The sequence below is a fragment of the Syntrophaceticus schinkii genome (assembly GCF_000946815.1).
GTDB lineage: Bacteria > Bacillota > DSM-12270 > Thermacetogeniales > Thermacetogeniaceae > Syntrophaceticus > Syntrophaceticus schinkii.
On record NZ_CDRZ01000270.1, the window covers coordinates 1 to 20807 of the forward strand.

Annotated in this window: 26 protein-coding genes and 2 pseudogenes; 3 read left to right on the forward strand and 25 right to left on the reverse strand. The window is 48.1% G+C overall.

What is annotated here, in order from left to right; all coding sequences use genetic code 11:
- Positions 1-133: 133 nt before the first annotated feature.
- Entirely contained in the window at positions 134-787 is a 654-nt protein-coding gene (locus tag SSCH_RS13030; protein ID WP_044665844.1) for a hypothetical protein, read from the forward strand.
- A gap of 204 nt (positions 788-991) precedes the next feature.
- Here the strand turns inward: SSCH_RS13030 and SSCH_RS13035 are convergent, their stop codons facing one another.
- The 21 genes and pseudogenes from SSCH_RS13035 to SSCH_RS13120 form a co-directional block, all read right to left on the reverse strand.
- The gene (locus SSCH_RS13035; protein WP_052835651.1) at positions 992-1846 is read right to left on the reverse strand and encodes a type II secretion system F family protein; all 855 of its coding nucleotides are present in this window, start codon (positions 1844-1846) and stop codon (positions 992-994) included.
- A gap of 18 nt (positions 1847-1864) precedes the next feature.
- A complete protein-coding gene (locus SSCH_RS13040) occupies positions 1865-2968 on the reverse strand; it encodes a type IV pilus twitching motility protein PilT (RefSeq protein ID WP_084711181.1) in 1104 nt (367 codons plus the stop codon).
- Between the two features lie 292 nt (positions 2969-3260).
- Positions 3261-3509, reverse strand: a complete 249-nt coding sequence (locus tag SSCH_RS22075) for a prepilin peptidase (protein WP_232294475.1) — start codon at positions 3507-3509, stop codon at positions 3261-3263.
- Positions 3510-3564: 55 nt separating this feature from the next.
- Positions 3565-4257, reverse strand: a pseudogene (locus SSCH_RS21495) (prepilin peptidase); the annotation flags it as partial.
- Positions 4188-4688 carry a type II secretion system protein gene (locus SSCH_RS16960; protein ID WP_052835652.1) on the reverse strand — a complete coding sequence of 167 codons (501 nt, stop codon included), beginning with the start codon at positions 4686-4688 and terminating at the stop codon, positions 4188-4190. The gene SSCH_RS16960 and the pseudogene SSCH_RS21495, both read right to left, overlap by 70 nt.
- Entirely contained in the window at positions 4685-5389 is a 705-nt protein-coding gene (locus tag SSCH_RS13055) for a type 4a pilus biogenesis protein PilO (protein WP_044665845.1), read from the reverse strand. Before SSCH_RS13055 ends, SSCH_RS16960 begins: the two co-directional genes overlap by 4 nt.
- Position 5390: 1 nt before the next feature.
- On the reverse strand, positions 5391-5546 hold the full coding sequence (locus SSCH_RS18415) for a hypothetical protein (protein WP_156972289.1): 156 nt from the start codon (positions 5544-5546) through the stop codon (positions 5391-5393).
- Between the two features lie 126 nt (positions 5547-5672).
- A complete protein-coding gene (locus SSCH_RS13060; RefSeq protein ID WP_044665846.1) occupies positions 5673-5993 on the reverse strand; it encodes a hypothetical protein in 321 nt (106 codons plus the stop codon).
- Entirely contained in the window at positions 5990-6865 is an 876-nt protein-coding gene (pilM, locus tag SSCH_RS13065; protein ID WP_044665847.1) for a pilus assembly protein PilM, read from the reverse strand. Before pilM ends, SSCH_RS13060 begins: the two co-directional genes overlap by 4 nt.
- Before the next feature lie 57 nt (positions 6866-6922).
- The gene (locus tag SSCH_RS13070) at positions 6923-7948 is read right to left on the reverse strand and encodes a bactofilin family protein (RefSeq protein WP_044665848.1); all 1026 of its coding nucleotides are present in this window, start codon (positions 7946-7948) and stop codon (positions 6923-6925) included.
- 7 nt (positions 7949-7955) lie between these two features.
- A complete protein-coding gene (locus SSCH_RS13075; RefSeq protein WP_156972290.1) occupies positions 7956-8180 on the reverse strand; it encodes a hypothetical protein in 225 nt (74 codons plus the stop codon).
- Between the two features lie 303 nt (positions 8181-8483).
- Positions 8484-8906, reverse strand: coding sequence for a PilW family protein (locus SSCH_RS13080; protein WP_084711182.1), 423 nt, complete (start codon positions 8904-8906; stop codon positions 8484-8486).
- Complete coding sequence (locus SSCH_RS13085; RefSeq protein WP_044665851.1) at positions 8907-9524, reverse strand: type IV pilus modification PilV family protein; 618 nt, start codon at positions 9522-9524, stop codon at positions 8907-8909.
- On the reverse strand, positions 9514-9915 hold the full coding sequence (locus SSCH_RS16965) for a type II secretion system protein (protein WP_052835653.1): 402 nt from the start codon (positions 9913-9915) through the stop codon (positions 9514-9516). Before SSCH_RS16965 ends, SSCH_RS13085 begins: the two co-directional genes overlap by 11 nt.
- Positions 9916-10002: 87 nt before the next feature.
- Positions 10003-11208, reverse strand: coding sequence for a type II secretion system F family protein (locus SSCH_RS13095; protein WP_044665852.1), 1206 nt, complete (start codon positions 11206-11208; stop codon positions 10003-10005).
- Between the two features lie 12 nt (positions 11209-11220).
- Complete coding sequence (locus tag SSCH_RS13100; protein ID WP_052835654.1) at positions 11221-12672, reverse strand: GspE/PulE family protein; 1452 nt, start codon at positions 12670-12672, stop codon at positions 11221-11223.
- 595 nt (positions 12673-13267) lie between these two features.
- On the reverse strand, positions 13268-14056 hold the full coding sequence (aroB, locus tag SSCH_RS13105; protein WP_084711184.1) for a 3-dehydroquinate synthase: 789 nt from the start codon (positions 14054-14056) through the stop codon (positions 13268-13270).
- On the reverse strand, positions 14028-14426 hold the full coding sequence (locus SSCH_RS20450; RefSeq protein WP_232294476.1) for a dehydroquinate synthase/iron-containing alcohol dehydrogenase family protein: 399 nt from the start codon (positions 14424-14426) through the stop codon (positions 14028-14030). Before SSCH_RS20450 ends, aroB begins: the two co-directional genes overlap by 29 nt.
- Positions 14427-14463: 37 nt before the next feature.
- Positions 14464-14901, reverse strand: coding sequence for a shikimate kinase (locus tag SSCH_RS18420; protein ID WP_232294477.1), 438 nt, complete (start codon positions 14899-14901; stop codon positions 14464-14466).
- A gap of 64 nt (positions 14902-14965) precedes the next feature.
- Positions 14966-16138: a chorismate synthase gene (aroC, locus tag SSCH_RS13115; protein WP_198142475.1), complete on the reverse strand. Its 1173-nt coding sequence runs from the start codon at positions 16136-16138 to the stop codon at positions 14966-14968.
- 35 nt (positions 16139-16173) lie between these two features.
- On the reverse strand, positions 16174-17043 hold the full coding sequence (locus tag SSCH_RS13120; RefSeq protein ID WP_044665854.1) for a shikimate dehydrogenase: 870 nt from the start codon (positions 17041-17043) through the stop codon (positions 16174-16176).
- 200 nt (positions 17044-17243) lie between these two features.
- Here SSCH_RS13120 and SSCH_RS18425 point away from each other — a divergent pair, with 200 nt between their 5' ends.
- Positions 17244-17396 carry a hypothetical protein gene (locus SSCH_RS18425; protein ID WP_156972291.1) on the forward strand — a complete coding sequence of 51 codons (153 nt, stop codon included), beginning with the start codon at positions 17244-17246 and terminating at the stop codon, positions 17394-17396.
- 12 nt (positions 17397-17408) lie between these two features.
- On the opposite strand, the gene SSCH_RS13125 is transcribed toward SSCH_RS18425, so the two are convergent.
- Together SSCH_RS13125 and SSCH_RS13130 are read right to left on the reverse strand one after the other, a co-directional pair.
- A complete protein-coding gene (locus SSCH_RS13125; protein WP_052835655.1) occupies positions 17409-17786 on the reverse strand; it encodes a response regulator transcription factor in 378 nt (125 codons plus the stop codon).
- Positions 17787-17988: 202 nt separating this feature from the next.
- Positions 17989-18489, reverse strand: a complete 501-nt coding sequence (locus SSCH_RS13130) for a YqeG family HAD IIIA-type phosphatase (RefSeq protein WP_044665855.1) — start codon at positions 18487-18489, stop codon at positions 17989-17991.
- A 287-nt stretch (positions 18490-18776) separates the two neighbouring features.
- Between SSCH_RS13130 and SSCH_RS13135 the strand changes: the two are divergent.
- Positions 18777-19136, forward strand: a pseudogene (locus SSCH_RS13135) (sigma-70 family RNA polymerase sigma factor); the annotation flags it as partial.
- Between the two features lie 23 nt (positions 19137-19159).
- On the opposite strand, the gene SSCH_RS13140 reads toward SSCH_RS13135, so the two are convergent.
- Positions 19160-20611 (reverse strand): recombinase family protein, encoded by a 1452-nt coding sequence (locus tag SSCH_RS13140; protein WP_156972293.1) that lies wholly within the window; start codon positions 20609-20611, stop codon positions 19160-19162.
- Entirely contained in the window at positions 20608-20763 is a 156-nt protein-coding gene (locus tag SSCH_RS18430; protein ID WP_156972294.1) for a hypothetical protein, read from the reverse strand. The genes SSCH_RS13140 and SSCH_RS18430 overlap by 4 nt, the downstream gene beginning before the upstream one ends.
- Between the last annotated feature and the right edge of the window lie 44 nt (positions 20764-20807).

The window sequence follows — 20807 nt, forward strand, 5'->3', positions numbered from 1 at the left end:
ACGGCTTGGCTTAACAGTCGGACTTAAAAAAGAAGTTCCCAATGGACATGTCGGCTTACACGTACTTTTAGATGGGCTGTTATGCGGAATGGGCCGGTAATAGAAATCTGCCGCAAGAACAAATGGACAATTTATGATTGTACTCAAAGACGATTCACTGCCTTCAGTATGGGAAGAAGTTAACGGGCTGATGCGCTTGGATACCAAAAGAGAAAACTACTATGAGCGAATATGGCAGGGGCGACAGCAGACGTTTCGATGGGTCAACGATATCGATTATGAGTATGGTTACAGGAGAGCTAAAATTTTAAAGATCCATGTGGTGATATGTAAGGAAAGCTGGGAAGAGATCGAACTTGTAACATGTCGCGGGGTAACGAAAACTACCCGTTACGCTTGGATTTCCAGTGACCCAATCAAAAAGACGAATATCCACGCGCGTTCCAATTTGATAGCCCGAAAGCGTTGGCTTCAGGAGAACACCATTCTCAAAGAAAAAGACCAAGGATACCATTACGAACATATCTTTTCTCATAACTGGAATGCAATGAAGGGATATCACTACTTGATGCATATTGGCCGGATGCTCAATGAAATGGTGCTTCATTCGGTTTGCCTAACCGAACATGCTAAAAAAGTTGGGTTTCGGAGACTCATTGAAAAGTTTCGTAAAAACATGATTTACAATTCCTTAGATACAAAGCGAATTCGCAAGTTAATGAAATCCCCAGGCCAACTGCGATTGGTTCAGGATGATGATTGGAAAATAAGGCCAACGGCAGCTTAGCAATTCTATTCAACATAGCGGTTTCAATACGGTGTACACTACCCGTATGCCCATTTGAAGGTGCTATAGTAGGTTAAAAGGAGCAAAATAGCTTGAAAAGGATGTGCCGCCACATGTAGAACGGATATTTTTCTAAAAAACTTCGGAATCGGTGATAAAAACGCCAGTTTTTGTACTCGCAAGATTTTTAAACATTTTGATGCGTCAGTACTGGCCTCCCGCCAGGAGGGTTGACATGACCCTGGTAAAGCGGGCCATGACAGTGCGGTAAAGGAGCGGCCCAAAAGCAGGCAGCTTGAATCTAACCTGATCCCAGCTGCGGCTGCCTGATGGGGTCTGCAGATAATAGCGGACACCGTAAACGATAGCGATAGTAACAATAATATATAAATACCAGTAGTGACGGACTGAATTGGAGATGCCGACGATGATCCTGGTTGGCAGTGGCAGCACCATATCCGGTGGGAAGAACTTCATAAAGACCGGTACAACCCCGACCAGCATCCCAATTACCACCAGTAGTGCAAAACACAATACGACAATCGGATAAAAGGTAGCGGATTTAATATTGTCCCTCAAACTTTTTTCCCGTTCCATTTGTTCAGCAAGCTGTTTTAAGATCTCATCGAGGTTGCCGCTGATTTCACCGGATCTGATCATATTGACAAACAGTGAAGGGAAAATCTCCGGGTAGTTGCTTAATGAATCGGAAAAACTCATCCCGGTGTCCACATGTTGAGCTATCTCTCCTAATACCTCACTAAAACCGCGATTGGCAACCTGGTTGCTCAAGGTATATAATCCCCTGGTCAAAGGAATCCCTGCCTCCAGGAGTGTCTGCAGTTGCCTGCTAAACAGGGCGAGGTCACCGATACCCACTTTGGGTTTTCTCTTGAAAAGGGTGCTCAAAGACGACTGACGCACCTTATTGATATCCAAGACAGTTAACCCCATATCGCGAAGCTTTTCTGCAACTATCATCTCATCGTCTGCGGCCATCTGGCCGCTGCCAGACCTTCCCATCCTGTCCACAACTTCATAGAAATAAAGACCCATCATCTCACCCTTTCCTGGGTATTACACTTTGCCGAGCAGGCGTTCCAACTCTGTTTTGGAAACACAACGCAAAAGGGCGCTTTCCCTGGTGATCTTACCTGCCCTGTACAGTTCGGCCAGGGATTGGTCCATTGTTCTCATTCCTTGCATATGACCTGTTTGAATACAGGTATAGAGCTGGTACTCCTTCCCATCCCGGATCATATTGCGCACAGCGCTGGTAGCCAGCAACACTTCTGTGGCCAGGGCCATCCCCTGATCATCTGCCCGCGGCAGCAACTGCTGAGAAATAATCCCCTGCAGTGAATCAGCTAACTGCTGGCGCACCTGGTTCTGCATGTGTTCTTGAAAGACATCGATAATGCGGTGGATTGCAAGTGGTGCGGTTTGTGTATGCAGTGTCGATAATACCAGGTGTCCTGTTTCCGCGGCAGTCAATGCTATAGAAATGCTCTCCAGGTCACGCATCTCACCGATCAGGATCACATCGGGGTCGTGGCGCAAGACATGCCTCAGGGCATCTCCGAAGGAATGGGTATCTGAACCCACTTCCCTTTGTTTAACTATCGATTTTTTATGATGGTGTAAAAATTCAATGGGCTGCTCCACAGTAACTATATTCAAACTGCGGTTTTCGTTTATATAATTGATCATAGCTGCCAGTGTTGTTGATTTTCCGCTTCCTGTAGGGCCTGTGACCAGGATCAGCCCTCTGGGAAGGTTGCACAACTCTTCAATACAAGACGGCAAATTGAGGGAATCGATAGCTGGAATCTGATAAGGTACAACACGCAGTGCCACAGCAAGGCTTCCCCTCTGCCGCATCATGTTGCCGCGAAAGCGGCTGAAACCCTGTATGGAATAAGAAAAATCAAGTTCCCATTTTTCCGTAAACTCCTGACGCTGCTGCGGCTCCAAGATAGGAAACACCAAATTTTCTACATCCCTGGGGCTCAGTTTTGGAAAATCAAAGGGTGTTAACTTGCCGTAAGTTCTAGCTATGGGAGGTGCTCCGGCTGTCAGGTGAAGATCAGAAGATCCTTTCTCTACTGTCAGGGTAAGCAGCTTATTCAGATCTACAGGATAATCCTGTTGGGAAACAGTGCTATTTGTCTCGTTTTTCACCTGGTATTTCCTCCATGTACTAATTGGTTTTGCTCTTCCTTGGTGCCTCAAAATTTAACATTAATCGATTTGATAAATCACGGTAAATAGTAAGATATTAAAAAGGCGGTTATTCACTGATAAATGATGTCTAAAAATAGATATATTCCTATAAATACACCTATAAATGTTATAAATAACTATAAAACCTGTTTATATTAGTTAACCAATTAATATACTATCAATGTTTTCCTTTATGTCAATAAAAACAACAAGTTTTTACAAGCATTGTAATTAATTCGGGATCTATAACCTAATTTATCTGAAAATATTGCAAGTACCAATTAATTATTTCAGCACCATATAGAAAAGCAATAAAAGTCCCTATAGCAATAAATGGCCCAAAGGGGAGTGGGTCTTTTCTTCCTCTGAGACCGAACAACAGCAGGATAATCGCCAATAAACCTCCCACACACGCCCCTAAAAAAAGGCCCAGGGGAGCATGTGGCCAACCCAAAAATAGTCCGGTCACTGCAGCTAACTTGATATCCCCTCCCCCCATCCCCCCCCTTGCTGACCAGTGCTATCAGCAGCAGAAAACCGGAGGTGACAAGTATACCGATCAGAGCGGAGACAGCTCCCACATCCCTGGCAGCTACATTTAAAATAACGCCTCCAATAAGCCCTGTAATCACCAGGGAGTTGGGAATGATGTAGTGCTCAAGGTCAATAAAGGTAACTGCCACCAGGAGAGCGCTCAGGAAAAGGTATTTAAGTAAAACAGCATTTATCCCGAAGTAAAGGAAAAGAACAGCAAAAATAATCCCAGTCAGGAGTTCGACAAGCGGATATCTGAGAGATATACGGGAGTGGCATGCCCGGCATTTCCCCAGGAGTATAAGATAACTGAAGACAGGTATCAGATCATACCAGCTCAACTGTTTCCCACAGGAAGGGCAGTGGGATCTGTCCAGGGTTATTGATTCCCCACGGGGCAAGCGATAGATCACCACATTGAGAAAACTGCCTGTACACAATCCCAGAAGAAATATAGTGATCAGCCAAAAACAGGATGTAGGCATCCAAATAAAAACCCCCTTCTCATTTTTTACTAATTTCAACATATCACGACTTTTCGAGTTGCTCAAGGGGATTTTGCAAAACCACCCGCTTTTTTTTAAAAGTCTGAGGGCTTGTCGCTGATCCTGAATCAGCCTGATATTCCTGGCGGAAAAGCGGCTTAATGGTCTGGGGGCTTGTCGCTCACCCGCACTCTGCCGGTGATTGAGGCAATAATGACAAACTTGCATTTGCCTGTAGCCTGATCAGTAATTTTGATTGAGCCACCAGCCGGGCTGGGGGTGCCCTTTTCTGAAAACCGGATCTGATCCTCTGGGAAATTGGTGTGTTCTACCCTGATCGTGTTTGGCAAGTGAACCGTGGCAATCCTGATATTTACGGGATGAATAGACTTTTTCATTATATAGTGATCCGGATAAAATTCGATCAGGTACTGGTGACTGCTTTCACTCAATGCCCTCTGCTGCAACTCCCTAATATCTTCGGCCATCTGGAAAGCTGTATGCCGTAAATTAAAGCTGGCGGCAGCTTTTCCGGTGAGAGGGCTGGCTGTAATAAACACAATACCGGTGATCAGCAGGACAACTACCACTTCAATAATGGTAAAGCCGTGTACAGCCTTATAGATGCTGTTTTGCCTGACCAATCTTTTCTTCATCATGGTTGTGGTTGTGATCCCTCTTCCGGCTGTATAAGTTCAGGCAAGGCTGCCTGATGGTGAAAAATACTGGGTTGACTGCCCTTTTCCCAGTCAAAGCTGTATTTGTTTTGTGGGTTTTTTGCTGTATAAATGGAAATCCCCAATTCCGCATTCACCAACTCCGGAGCATCTGCAGGATCTATAACTTCAAAAGCACGCCCCTTTTCCGGGCTTTTTCGTCCCGCAGTGACCTTGATGTGCCTGATCACCGTTAAATTCTGCAGGGAATTGTCCTCCAGTTCCTGGCAGAATGCCAGAATATCAAGGTAATTTCCTTTGACGCTGAGCACCAGGGGAATCTCTATTATCTGTGGGTGTTCTTTGATTTTTTCCGGTTCAACACCGTTAATCTCAACGCCCATAGCTTTTGACAGCTGTCCCAAGAGGAACAGGTGTGCCCCATCTCGCATTTCCACTTGAAATAGCTTCTCAAGATCTGCTATCTTGCTGTGGAGTTCCAGCAGCTTCCCCTGCCGGTTTTCTATAGCATTGATCACACCGTCGGTATGAGCCAACTTCTGGCGGGCAGTCACCAGTTCCTTTGTCAGCTGTATGTATCCCCATGACTGAACAATAAGGAGCAACAATGCCAAACAGCAGATAACTGCTGTGAACAGAAAGACAAGCCTTAACTTACCGTGAATCTGTGTAACTGGCCTCATTTTATTTAACCTCTTTGACAGAAGCTGTAATCTGAAAACTCATCCCGCCAGTTGTACAGGTGACGTTATCCAGAGCTAGCTGCTGAAAGCAGGGCAGCTTTCCCAGTTCGATGAGAAATACGCCCACAGCTGATAAGTCACCTGTATTGCCTTTCATAATGATCTCTTTACCAAAGAGTTCTTTTTCTGAGGATTCTTTTTTTTGAATCGCTTTTCTGCTGCTGGCTGCCTATCTCCCCTATCTCCAATTCCACCAACCACAGATCAGCAGGTGCGATACGGTTCAGATCAATGAGCATCTTGGACCATTCCTGTCTACGGGAGATGATCGCTGTGTATTCCTGGCAGAGCCTTTCTGCTGCTGCACATTTCTTTTTTTTATTAATGCTGCGTTCTTGTAAGCCGGGGCGCGATCCTGAATCTCTTTTTGGACGATGACCAGTTCGCTTTTCAAGCTGGCACACCTTCCAGACAGCATCCAGCAGCTGCAAAGGAAAACAACTGCCAGCAGAACAGTTCCCACAGCCAGGCAGCGATATTTATGTAAAGCTATGCCCTGAAGCTCAAGGGGTAGAAAATTTGTTTTATAGTTTAGTGAGCTCATCTGATTACCTCTCTTATGGCAAGACCCACTGCAACAGCAAATGACGGGTCTATCTCTTTATGCTGCAGTTCAGGTATAACAACTCTTCCCTGTTCTACGGGTACCTCAAACAGATCCTGTAAATAATCCAAAAGCCCTTCCGGTTTGCTGTTTCCGCCGGTCATCACCACTTTTTCCAAACAAACCTCTTCCAGGTTAGAGTAATGGACGAGTAAGCGGTGGATTTCACCGGCAATGGCGCTCAGAGCAGTAAAATTATCAGAAGTCTTCTGCAAAAGGTCACCACCTGCTGAAATCGACCTGATCATCCTGATTACCCCCTTGTTAACGATTACAATTGTGGTGAATTTTGCCCCGCAATCAATGATCACCCTGCTGTCCCGGGTATCCCTGCCAAAAAGACGCCACAAGGCAAAGGCAGAGAGGTCGATAGCTGTTAATAAAACTCCGGCCTGCGAAAAGAGTTTATAGCTGCGATAGACTGTATCCTCTTGTACAGCAAGCAGCAGGAGTTCCTGAGCTTGACCTGGCTGTGCGGCACCCAGAGGCACATGCCTGATTATCATCTTTTCAGGGGAGGGGAGCAGCCTTTCCATTTCATGTCTTACCGCTGCTTCCAGTTCCTTTTTTTTCAATTGAGGAAACTGCACTACACGAAGGATGAGATCCCCTTCACCGATACAGGTGATCACACCCCTTGTCCTGGGATGAACCATCTCTTTTATGGCTAAGACAAGATCATCATCCTGCCCTGCAGGGGTAGGGCACTCCTTTAGTGCTACAATTTCAGATCCTGCATCATTTACCTGCACCTCAGCAGCCTTGATCCGGGATGTTCCGATATCAACACCTATAAAGGTTTCGCTTTTCATCGACTCCCCTTCTTCCAGGACAGAATGCTCACTGTGACAAAACTAGAAGGCAAAAAATTAATCCACTAAATCGCCATCATAGATAAATTCAGCATTATTGCACATCCGCAGGGTATATGCGGTGATACTTCCCTGAAACCTGCTCCCCTCACCCAAAGAGAGGTCATCCTTCCCATAAACCAACAGCGATAGACACGACCCATCGGCACAGGTTACCGGTCCTGCAGCCAGAATGCAGAGTGAGTCCTGTATCCCAACTGGAAGCAGATCACCGGAAATACCAACAGATCCGTCAACAACAAGGATTCCTTTCCCTGTATAGTCCCCGGCAATCTCCAGATCACCTTCAATAAAGGTGACACCGTCAAAATGCAGAATGCCATGAAGCTGCTGGGTACCCTTTAAAATCTGATCAGCACCCCTGCGAAAAAAGGAAAGGTCCACCTCGGGAAAGAAAGGAAGAGCAACATCCAGTTCCATGGCCTGTCCCGGATAGATTCCGCCCTCCACCTGTCCCCCCTGCTCCACAAAGATTTCGCCGTTGGACCAGATGCTCCCGCTGACAGCCGCTTTCCGGATATAGACATCCCCTGCCGCTCTGATATCCCCCTCTATCACAACATCATCCTCAACCTGCACATCCCCTGTTACCTGAACATTTCCAACAACGCGGCAGTTGGGGCAAGCTGTAAACATTCCCTCTCCATTGATATCGCCTGCCAGATGAGTATCACCTGACATTGTGAGATCACCGCCGGTATATATGTCGCCATTTACCGTGCTATCGGAAATATTCAGTGCACCATCGGTATTATAAAGCTCCGATATGATCCTGCATCCGGGAGAGAAAACAGAAGGCTTTTCGCTGGGAGATGATATACACAGCCCCCTACCGAAATCCAGCGACCTGTCCACTCTGATCATTGCCTGCAGTATGCAGCATGCCTCCTGGTAAGTACCCCAGCTTTCTATCAGAATGAGCTCACTGTTGTTTCCACTCTCCCCACTCTCCCTGGATACCTTGACATGCTCTATTGATCCACCGGCATAAGCGGAGGAAATGTGCTCAGGAACCAGATCCACTACCTGATCAGACTCCGGAAATTCCGAAGAGAGCTGCCCACATCATAACAATAAAAACAGCCTTTTCGATCCCCGCCTCAGCGATATAGTAGGCCTTTTTCTGACAGATCTCCATCCCTGCATTTTTGCGAAGCGATGTGGCTAGTGCAACTGCACCACTTCCCATCACAAATATAAAAGCAGTAATAATGATCACCAGAGCCAACCCCTGCCCCCTGTTATCTTTCACCACAATCACACACCCCACCAATCTTCAAAACTAAAGCCATTCTCCACGCATAAGCCTTCCCGACAATGATCTGTCCGCTGCATACACCACCCCGCCAATGAGGTGTTCACCACGCATATACCTTAAGCCGTCTGTTCCCCGTTCATAAACCATCCCGCCCAAACATCCTTTTTCCAACGACCAACCACCAACGACTAACCACTAAACTGTCCCCCTTGCACGTATTCACACCTCCAACCTCCCACTTCCCACATCTCATTTACCAACCACTAAATACACTCCTGTTGCTGCCTCCTGAACCCCCGCCTATACCCCTTTCCCCCTGGACAACAATGTCAATAAAATGCAGATCGGATCATAACTGAAAGATACCCCGGCGATTTTGCTGGCAAAGGGCAGCCATGCTCCGTTAACATATGTTTCCAGCTCCTGATCAAGGGCATCATAGCGGAACGCCCCTAATTCAGCATTTCTGACAAAGTTGATTTGCTGCCCGTTATTGGTGATACTGATACTGCCGGCCTCTGCTTCTTTGAGCTCACTGCTCATCTTGTTGAGAGCTATACGCAGACTTTCCTCCACCTCAACCCTTTGACTGGTAACAGCATAACTCGCAGCACCCCTCGCCTGGATGTAAGAAATAACAGTGAACAGAAAGGCAAAGATCGTCATAGCTATGATCATTTCCACAAGGGTGAAGCCGCGCTGACCGCGCTGATCGCTCATCATCTACCACCAGCACTTTTCCGTGGTCAGGGAAATCTCTCTGGATTCTTCCCCATCCTGCCCATTCTGCTTAATAAAAATTACTGTTACCTTATGAAGGTTAAAGGCACTGTCAGCAGCGATAATCCTCAAATTATCCCGGTAGGGCCTGTCGCGCAGAAGCAGATAGGTGGTTTCCTGAGGCACCGGAGGAACAACCCAACAGGGTTCTACAATGGCTCTGCCGGAACTGGGATCGAAGCCGGCTATTTTTCTTATCTGCCCGGCGCCCACCCCATCGGTAAGTGCCACCATGTACTCACCGGAGAAATCTACCCCCTCACCGTCCAGGGCAATGGAATTACTGTCACCACCCAGGGCAAAACCCCTCTGGGAATTCTTAATAGCTTTGATCTCTTCCAGAACTTCCTGAGCTCTGTTGAGAGCATTGATATCCTGTGAAGCGGTGGCAACAAAAAGGGTGCCACATGTAAACAGATTAATCATTGACAGAGAGACTACTGCCATAATCACTATTGCTGCCAACACCTCGATCAGGGTGCTGCCATACTGCTGCCGTATATCAAGAACCTTATGCGGTAGTTTTGATAGCGCAGTGAGCAACGAAATATTAAGTAGCATCCACAAGCGACGGCTCTTCTGACCTCCCGTTTTTTCCGCGTCCCGCCACCACCTTATTTTGATGAATCTGCTCATATCCTGTTCTGATGACATAACAGTTATCTGTACCCCCCTCAGATGTTACAACAATCAGGTACTCCTTGCCCCAGGGGTCTTTGGCTTCTGTGTCCAGACCTGCCAGCATCTGATCATCCAGGTTTGTCGGGTAAAGGCCATGTTCTGCATACCAGCTGTCCACTGCTCCCTGCATAACGGAAATCTGGCTCTTTGCCTTGATCACTTTGGAGTTTTCTATAAAACCATTGTAAAAGCCAATCCCCCCAGAGATCAGCAGACCAATGATCACCAGCACTACGATCATTTCCATCAAGGTAAAACCCTTTTCATGCAAATGGCCTCTTCCCCTTTCACAGCTACAATGAACCGGAAAGCCTCCTTGTCAACCCTAACCCCTCTATCGTTAATCTTTCTTTCACAGCTACAGCGAACCAGAAAGCCCGAACAGGGGCAGGTAAATAGACAAAGCGATAAAGCCCACCATAAGGCCTACAACAGTGATTAACACCGGTTCCAGCAGACTGGCCAGCCTGGTAATGCCAAAATCCACATCCTGATCATAATAGCTGCCCAGCTTATCCAGGATATCTACAAGCGCACCTGATTCCTCACCGACGGCAATCATACTGGTAACCATCCTGGGGAAAACTCTGCTTTTCAGGAATGCCGGGGCTATGCTTTCCCCTACCTCTACCTGCCGGCGCGCCTCTGCTATCTCTGAAGCAGCGATGCTGTTTCCGATCACCTTTTCCACAATATCCAGAGACTCCAACAGTGGTATGCCACTATGCAATAACATAGACAGGGTATGTGCAAACCTTGATATGGTGACACCTGTTGCAATCGAGCCAACCCCAGGCAGCCTGAGAAGGAGCATGTCCCTCATGGTAAAAACAATTCTTATTTTTTGGATGTACTTCATGGCCACGAATAAGAGTGCAAAAGAGAGCACAATCAGGTGTGAGTAGTGCCGCAGAATGCTGCTTAAGACCAGCAGCAGACGTGTTGCTGCGGGGAGGCTGGCTCCTACCTGATCAAAAACATCAACAAAAATAGGAACAACATAGATGAGCAGTACAGCAACAGCCATAAGGGCGACCACAGCTACAAGGACAGGATAGGCCAGAGCGGATTGGATTTTCCCCCGCACCTGCATCTCTTTTTCAAAATTCTCAGCCAAGCGCTGTAGTGTCAGATCCAGGGAGCCGCTGGCCTCTGCTGCCATCAGCATGTTGATCATAATGGGTGGTAAGGAGCCACTGTTGATCATAAATGCCTCAGTAAGACTTTTGCCTTTTTCCAGGGAAACAACTGCCTCACTGATGATCTTCTGCAATAAGCGGTCGGTTGTTTGCTCCCTTAAGTCATGCAGGGACTGAAGCAAGTGAATCCCGGCTGCGTTCATGACGGCGAACTGACGGCAGAAGATAGCCAACTCTTTCACCCTGACCCTTCCCCTGGGCACAGAAAGCCTTCTCTTTCCAGCTCGGGCCTGGGATATTTTCACCACAAAAAGATTCCGGGAGCGCAGGAGCCCGAGAGCGGCCTGCCGCGTCTCTGCCTCAACCCTTCCGCTTACAGCTTCCCCATCAAGGTTCCTGGCTTGATAGTGAAAAGAGAACTCCACCAAGACACCTCCCTATCGACGAACCAGCACTTTCCTGGCTTTTGTCAGAATTTCCTCTTCACCGGTTACCCGCATGAGCTCCTGGATTGTGGTAATTCCTCGCGCTGCCTTCCAGATGCCATCCTCTTTAATGGAAATCATCTCATCATCCAGGGCAGCACTCCTCAATTCAGATACAGAAGCCCGCTGTAAGATTAATTTTTGTAATGTCCCGGAGACTTTCAGGACCTCATGGATGGCACTGCGGCCGCGGTACCCGGTATAGGCACACTTACTGCACCCCTGAGAGAACCGCACATTCTTTTCATCGCCAACAACCCCCACTAATGAGAGTTCCAGCTCACTCATCTGTCCGCTTTCCTGACAGTGGGTGCATACACGGCGCACCAGCCGCTGAGAAACCACACCCAATACTGAAGAAGCAACCATAAATGGCTCAACACCCATGTCTACAAGTCTCATCAGTGCCCCAGGCGCATCACTGGTGTGCATTGTAGATAACACCAGGTGACCTGTTGAGGCTGCACGAACTGCGATCTCCGCTGTTTCCAGATCGCGGATTTCCCCGATCATGATCACATCCGGGTCCTGCCGTAAGATCGACCGCAGATATGTGGCAAAGGTGGCTCCCGCTTTGCTGTTGATCTGTGTCTGGTTGACACCTTCCAGCACATACTCCACAGGATCCTCAACGGTCACAATATTTTTTTCCACACTGCTGATCTTCTCAAGGGCTGTGTAAAGTGTGGTCGTTTTGCCGCTTCCTGTGGGACCCGTCACTAGCAGTAGCCCGCTTGTGCTATTCAGAAAACCCTGCATCATTTTGTAATTTGTCGGTGAAAAATCAAGATTTTCTAGAGTGTAGTTTTTGATGCTCCCTTTATCAAAAATGCGAATAACAACCTTTTCCCCGAAAATAGTCGGTACTGTGGATATCCTCAGATCAAGGTCACAACTGGACAGATCAAGCGGAATGCGGCCGTCCTGTGGGAGCCTGCGTTCGGTGATATCCAAATTAGCCATCACCTTGAGGCGTGATACAAGGGGAAAGATGATCCGGCAGGGCAGTTTATATCTGCGGTGCAGCACCCCATCAACCCGAAAACGCACCAGAACCTGATCCTTAAAGGGCTCAATATGGATGTCACTGGCTCCCTCATGGACAGCCTTGAGTATGATGGTGTTAACAAGTTGAATGATCGGGGAATCGGCAGCGGATCCTTCACCCACAACTTCATCCACTTCTAAAATGGCCTTTTTGACCTCCGGCAACTCAAAATACCTGGTGATTAGGGCCTCGATATCTTTGCCTGCAACTTCAACCGGTTCAAGGTCAAGATCATCCAAGAGCACCATACCGCACCTGCGGACAATTTGATCCGGCACCATATTTGTGGTTTCCGGATCAAGTCCTCTCTGCATATTTAATTGATCTGTATTAGAAAACCGCTTCAACGCACTCATCAGCATCATCTCCATTAGATTACATGACAACCGAACACCCAAAATTCCAGAACACCAGCAGATCCATCCAAAATTAGCGCTCACACTTGCAACACGCCCTGCCCTAACTTCCCTTTCCAACGACCAACTGCTACCATTCCGCTGCACTGAGGATATCCCTCTGCACGTGATTATTATTGCATAAACATCTTTTTCCAACGACCAACTACTAACCACCAACCACTAAAATGCCAACCACTAAAATGTCAGATGCATTTTGTAAATGGTTATATTCGCCATATATGTGTAAACTCCTGCCATATTTACTCGAAATGGAAATATTAAAAAACGCCGGAAATTCCAGCGTTTTTATTGACCTGCGTGTTTATTCTACATAAGTTCTTATAATAACAAAAATATTCCTTATCTGTAAGTAAAAATATAAATATCTTACAGAATTTCATCTGAGATTGCTTTCACCTTTGCCCATCAACAGGCAGGTCCCCTTGATAACAACAGCCATCATCACAGGCCGGGAAATGATTTCGGTAACAGCACTGGATAGCTATAATATGAGACCGGCAGCCTAATTAACCAGATATAAAGGCAAGGCGATCTATTCAGTCTTGCGGCATCTTTCCAAGGCTGCTCTGATTTCATCTGTTTCGACATCTTCAAACAGATTCACACTCCCCAGTGCCAGGGGCAGTACAAAGCGCGGCCTGCCATGACGCGCCTTTTTATCCCGGGGAAGAATGCTTAGAATTTCATCGGCTGCCAGGGGCACAGTGACAGGGAGTCCCGCCCTGTCCAGCAGTTTTTTCAAACGGTTCTTTTCTTCCTCCTCCAGCAAACCCCTCTCTACTGCTATTTCAGCTGCTGCCACCATCCCTGCAGCAACCGCCTCTCCATGCCGGTAATTGCGATAAAAAGTGAGGGCTTCCAGTGCATGCCCGATGGTATGCCCGAAATTGAGGAAGGCGCGCACACCATCCTCCCGCTCATCCTCTTCTACAACCCTCGCCTTTATTGCACAGGATTTTTTGATAACATAAGACAAAACACCCTCATCCAGTGCAAGTATCTGCTGCAGTTGCCCCTCCAAATAGCTGAAAAAGTCACCATCATGGATCACACCATACTTGATCACTTCCGCTAGCCCCGCCCGCACCTCACGGGGAGCAAGTGTTTTCAGAACATGGACATCTATGAACACCAGCTGTGGCTGATAAAATGAGCCGATCATGTTCTTGCCCAGCGGATGGTTGACCGCAACCTTCCCTCCCACAGAACTGTCCACCTGTGCCAGCAGTGTAGTAGGCACCTGGATCAGTGATATACCCCGCATATAGGTGCTGGCCACAAAGCCCGCCAGATCACCGACTACCCCCGCCGCCCAGGGCAACCACCGCGCTCTCCCGGTCAAGGCCGTTCTCGATTGCTGCTGTATACAGCTGATCCGCCGATTCCAGGGATTTGTATTCCTCTCCCTCAGGCAGTTGGTGATACAGGGGTATAAAACCCGCCCTTTTCAAAGAACCCAGCACCTGTTTTCCGTACAGGGGACCCACTCGCTCATCTGTGACTACCAGAACGCTCTTCACATCTTGTAAGGGCTCGAGAGCAGCCATGGCTTCCCCCAGGCATTCAAGATTTCCTGCCCCGATTTTGATCGAGTAACCGCGCTCTTTGAGGTCAACCTGTACTGTTTCCAAAATACCGGCCTCTCCAGTTTCCTGATTTTCATCTAAAAGTGAGATTATTCGCTCTACCACCTGCTCTATACTCAGCTCTGAGGTGTCAACCCGATCATCACAGTCCTGGTAGTAGGGGGCGTCTTTCTGACAAAAGATTTCGGATGCGCTCGTTCAGGTCATCACCTTGCAGGAGCGGCCGCTTGGCGGTCTTCATCACCCGGTCGGCGATCACCGACGGCTGTGCTGAAAGAAGAATGATCATGCCCTTTTCCCGCAGTGCCCGCATATTTTCGGGGTTAAGGACAACACCACCCCCGGTAGCAATCACACAGTTGCTGCAAAGAGCTGCCTTGCGTATAACAGCTGCTTCCTCACAGCGGAAGCGCTCTTCCCCATATTTTTGAAAGATATCTGGGATCTTCATCCCTACCGCTGACTCTACAGCTGTATCGGTATCGATAAACTTCATCTCCAGCAGTTCAGCCAACCGCCGCCCTACCTCAGTTTTCCCGACTCCCATAAAGCCGGTTAAGACAATATTGCTTTTTTTCATAAAACCCCTCCGGAGGCTATCATAACTGCCTGATATTAGTAAGATAATCACGCCGTCCTGAATTTTAAAACTGCCTGATATAGGCAAGGTACCGCTGATAGTGCTCCTTGATCTCTGTCAGGGTATCACCGCCGAATTTCTCCAAAACAGCTGCCGCTATCTCCCAGGCGACAACCGCCTCTGTAATCACTGCAGCAGCGGGAACGATACAGGTGTCGCTCCGTTCGAAGGCTGCCAGGCTTTCCTCTTTGGTTTTCAGGTCAACACTGGCTAAAGGCCTGCCCAGTGTCGGAATAGGTTTAACAACAGCTCGCAAGACCAGGGGTTCTCCATTGGAAACCCCACCCTCAAGTCCACCGGCGCGGTTGGTGGGCCTGTAAAGCTTACCCTGTGGAGTGCAGCGGATCTCGTCATGATATCTAGATCCAAGAACCCCGGCACCCCGGAAGCCCAGCCCGAAATCCACACCCTTGACAGAGGGTATTCCCAGAACTGCAGCAGCCATACGAGAATCCAGGCGCCGGTCCCAGTGGACATAACTCCCTATTCCCGGGGGTAAGCCGGTACAGATAACCTCGAAAACACCACCCAGTGTATCACCGCTCTTTGCCGCTCCATCGATTTCCTCCATCATTGCTGAGGCAGCCGCGGGGTCTGCACAGCCCACCGGAGAAGAAGAGGCTTGATCCGCCAATTCAGTGTACGATGCAGGATAATCCGCTGACTCCACCCTTCCGATCTGCACAACATGACTAAGAATGCTGCATCCCAGGGACTCGATCAGAATGCGTCCTACTGTCCCCACAGCAACCCTGACCGCAGTTTCCCTGGCACTGGCTCTTTCCAGAACACTGCGCATGTCCTCATAATGGCCGTACTTGAAGCCCCCGGCCAGGTCCGCATGCCCTGGTCTCGGCCTCGTCAATGCCCTGTCAGCCGCCTTTTCCGCTGCATACTCATCCGGGTCACTGGACATCACTTCCCTCCAGTTCTTCCAGTCCAAATTCGTGATCTGCAGTGCTATCGGGCTGCCCAGTGTTAACCCCCCGCGCACACCAGAGAGGATCTTCACCTTGTCTTTTTCAATTTTCATACGCCCACCGCGGCCATAACCGGACTGCCGACGCTTTAGCTGGGCATTGATCTTTTCCGTTGGCACCTCAACCCCTGCCGGAAACCCCTCGATAATAGCGGTCAAGGCAGGGCCATGGGATTCACCCGCAGTCAGAAAACGCAGCATACTCATCTTCTCCAATCTATTTTCCATTCAGGTTAACTATCTATTCGCATCTTCAGTAGGGCATCTAATACTGCCCTGTGCATTAAATCAACAGGAGCTTTTTTCCCTGTCCACAACTGAAAGGCCAAAGCCCCCTGATGGGCAAGCATCCCCACTCCGTTGAGGACATCACACCCCGCGGCAGCCGCTTCTTCTAAAAGCCTTGTCTGTGGTGGATTATAAACCAGGTCACAGACCAGAAGCCGCGGGTGTAATTGATCTCTCATGATGATAGGGTTCTCTTTATGGTTGGGGTACATACCGACAGGTGTGGCATTGACAAGCAGATCCGCATTTTTCAAAGCCTCAGAGAAGGAAACACCATAATCACTGACACCGACAGCTGCTCCGGCTTTACGCAGATCCCGAGCCAGCATCTCTCCCCTGCTTGTATTCCTGTTGCAGATATAGATATGAGATATTCCCTGATGCACTAGGGCAAATACAGCCGCTCTGGCCGCCCCACCCGCTCCCATCACAACAACCCTTTTCCCTTTTGCGTCGAAGCCCACGGACTTCAGGGAGGCAAGAAAACCAGGGGCATCTGTGTTATATCCGCACAAATACCCATCTCGATTGACAACTGTATTGACTGCCCCGATCACCCTGGCTTCTTCATCGACTTCATCCAGATACGACAAAACCCGCTCTTTATGAGGGATAGTCAGATTAACTCCCCCCAGGTTAAGCGCCCGTACAGCACTTACAGCTTCAGCAAGGCTCTCCCTGCGCACCAAAAAAGGTAGATAACAACAGTCAAGCTTGAGTGCCTTGAATGCTGTATTCTGCATGAGCGGAGAGAGGGAATGAGTTACCGGGTCCCCAAATAACGCAAACACCTTAGTCGAGCCACTAACCATCATTTTTCCCCTCAATTCTATGGATCAGAGTCAGATCACAGATCAGAGGGACGGTTCATCTGATCCGTTTTAGAAACTAAACCTTCCCCTCCACATCCAGAAATGCGCCGGGAACCGTCCCCCTTGCACGCGCATGCACGCGCATAACGCATAATATTTTAACCCCTGATCATAATAACTATATACGAAAAGGGGGTTATCATTTGGCACATACACTGGCAGAAATGAAAGTAGCAAATATTTCTGAAGAGGGTCTACAAAAACTACAGAATGCGGAAAAAGCAATAAACAGCATTGGAGGCGGCACTCAGGACGAGGAAATCTACCTCCTTGCCCTGACCAGACAGGGGCGCTAAAACGCCCCTGTTTTACCCGTTATTGGCAGGCGATAAAAGCCTCTTAATCTGAACAACTAGCTTTTCCAAATCGAGCGGTTTTGTCAAATAAAGATCCGCCCCTGCCTCTTTGCTCTTCCGGATGTTCTCTTCATCATCTCCACCGGAATACAGAATTACAAACACATGCGGGTGCCGCTCTTTAATCAGCCGTGTTGCTGTCAGACCATCCATAACCGGCATCAAAATATCCATGAGCACTATCTGCGGCTTATGTTGCTCAACCATCTCCACAGCTTCACTTCCGTGTTTTGCCTCACCGATAACTTTAACGGGAGAATAAGCATCCAAAAATGCAGCAACCAGCGACCTCAGCTCAGCATAGTCATCAGCAATGATGACACTCGACAATTAAATCCACTCCCCCACCTGAAAATAGCGTTCGTAACAGGAAAACACTATCTTCCGCAATTCCCTGACTTCGGCCTCAGTTTTTACCCTCTGCTAATATAGCCCTATAGCGGCATGGGCGTACGCTTAAACTGCTCGTAAACCGCCCCCAAATCCGATGCAGTCCATCCAAGTTGGAAGATCCTACTGCCAACAAACAAGCTCAGAGAAGTCCATGTTTGCTGCTGTGTTTGAGAATTAATCTTTCAATAACCCTCACCAGCCGGGTACCGATAAATTCTTTTCTGCTTATCGGAGTAACCAGAATTGTAAACAGCCCGAGCCTGTTTCCCCCCAGGATATCCGTAAAAATCTGATCACCCACCACTGCAGTTGTATCCGGTTTCGTCTGCATTAACTCCATGGCCTTGCGAAAGCTGTGGCGCCGCGGCTTTCCTGCCCTGGCCACAAAGGGAATTTCTATAACATCTGCCACCTCCCGTACACGGAGGTCAGAATTATTGGAAACAAAACACAACTTGAAACCGATTTCCTTGGCACGCTCTATCCAGGTAATGGTATCACCGGATAACTCCGGGTTGTTCCACTCGGTTAAGGTATTATCCAGGTCAATTATGATACCCTTGGTCCCAAGAGCATAAAGTTTTTTGAGGGGAATATCAAAAATCGAATTGTATGTTTTCCTGGGAATAAGAAGATGCATGTACGATGCCCCCTGATTTAAACACTGTTTTATTTAGCATATCCCTGCCATCCTCCCTGCATTCCCTCTTAAGCAGGCAGTTGTATATACCTGGTAATACAGGAAAACTATAGATGGGCTACTCGTATTAATAAGAATCATAAACCAGTTTTAAGGGGATATCAAGTCGGTCAAAAAAAACTGTTATAAAATCATGTTGTAAAGACAGGCACCATTTACCCCTATCTGCCATATTATTAAAATGTGACAAAAATCCGGAGGGGATATGTGTGGTCTCAGGGCTGTTCCTGGCAACAGCTTTATCTTTTCTTCAGGGGATAGTTTTCCTCTTAGCTGGCTATATCAGCAATAATGCCTTTCCAAGGCCGCTTTCCGAAGAGGATGAAGCCATCTTTTTACGCCGCCTTGATGAGGGGGATGAAGAGGCAAGAAACATCCTCATCGAACATAACTTGAGGTTAGTGGCTCATATTATCAAAAAATTTGATGGGGTGGGAGAAGACGCAGATGACCTTATTTCTATCGGCACCATCGGACTAATCAAAGCAATCAATACTTTTAATACGGACAGGGGAACAAAACTGGCTACATATGCCGCACGCTGCATCGAAAATGAGATCCTTATGACAAGATCTCCCGGGAAAATGTGGCAGTCCGGTGTTCCTCGGCTTTAATCACCATTGTTACAGTAATACCATCTGTTGGTCTTCCAGAGATGGTGATTTGAGAAAGCAGAGCCCTGATCAGGGCTCGTTTTTTCTTCAAATTTTATTTCATCAAGCCTGTTAAGAAGACAAACAACTCTGTCATGCAGTTCATCCGTTTGTATTGTATCATCATTGGCTTCTGCCAGCAGATGCTCCAGTTCCTCTTGCCTCGCCTTGAGCCTCTCTTCACTTCGTTTTATATCTACCAACCTGCACTTGGCCTTTTCATCCAACTCTAATAGTCCCATAGCCATCGAATCCAGGACGGTTTCCCGTCCCTTTTCCAATTTATTTAACCGTTTTTTTATCTTATCATTTTCCTCTTTAAGATCGTTTTCCCTGGGCAGTCTTGCCACCGCTTCCCTGGCAATAGCAGACGGATCCCAGAGAAACACCCTAACCTGTTCCCAAACGGCCAGTTCCAAAATATCAGCTGATATTGCCTTTGATGGAGAACAGCCTTGATTAGACGCGCCCTTTGATCGGCGACAGGTATACCGTCGGGCAGCTTTTCCCCACCAGTTGATATAAGATCCCCCCATTGTATTTCCGCAGTCATCACAGGTTAACAAACCTGAAAGCAAATATTTGCGTCTCCCCTTTTTAGACCATAATCGCCGAATTGAGTTGATCTTTTCTTGGGCTTTTTCCCATGTTTCGCGGTCAACTATAGGCGGAACAGGGATGGTAATTACGGACTCCGGCGGCCGTGGCAGCCCGGTATGCCATTCTGTTTTTCCGTATTTCCATTCACCCATAAAGACGGGATTGGTTAACATCTGACGCACCACCTGCCGGTGCCAACATTGTGCCCGCCTGCGTGTCGGGACCTGCATCTCATTCAAGCGGTTTGCTACCGCTGCAATTCCGATATCCTCACTGATGAACCACTGAAACATCTTGCATACGATCGCGGCTTCTTCATCATAAAGTGATACCTCTCCGGTTTCCGTGTCATACCGGTAACCATAAACATCGAAATTAACCGGTATGCCCCCCTGCCGCGCCTTCTGGAGTTTCCCTCGCGTTACCCGCTCGCGGATTTTTTCCCGTTCATATTCTGCAATCGCTCCCTTGATGGCGTAAAACAACCGGCCCTCCGGTGTGGTTTTCCACTCGAAATCAAGAAACTCCAGCTGTACACCTGCTTTTTCAAACTCTTCACTGAGATAAAGCTGATGTGCCAGCCTGCGGGACAGGCGATCCGGATCTCGTAAAACCAGGGTGTTCACCGTCCCCATCCTCACCGCCTCACGCAGGGCATCCAGCCCCGGCCTGTCCAGTGTAGCCCCGGAAGCCCCTTCATCAGCATACAGTAAAATTTCCACCGCTCCTAACTCCGCGGCTCGCTGTCTGCAGGCCTCTCTTTGCTCGGCAAGGCTGTACCCGTGCACAGCCTGCTCCTCTGTACTCACTCTGACGTAGATGGCGGCGCGCAATTTTGTTTCTGTTCCTCCTTCCTTTCCTCTAAAACTTTTTTGGCCAGCAGCTGGAAGGCTGTCTTTAAACCAACACCCCCTACAAAAACCATCCGTATCACCGGCTGCTCCTGCCACTTTTCCTTCATCACCAACCTCTCCCTTCACCTCTCCCTTCAATTAATTTTACGTT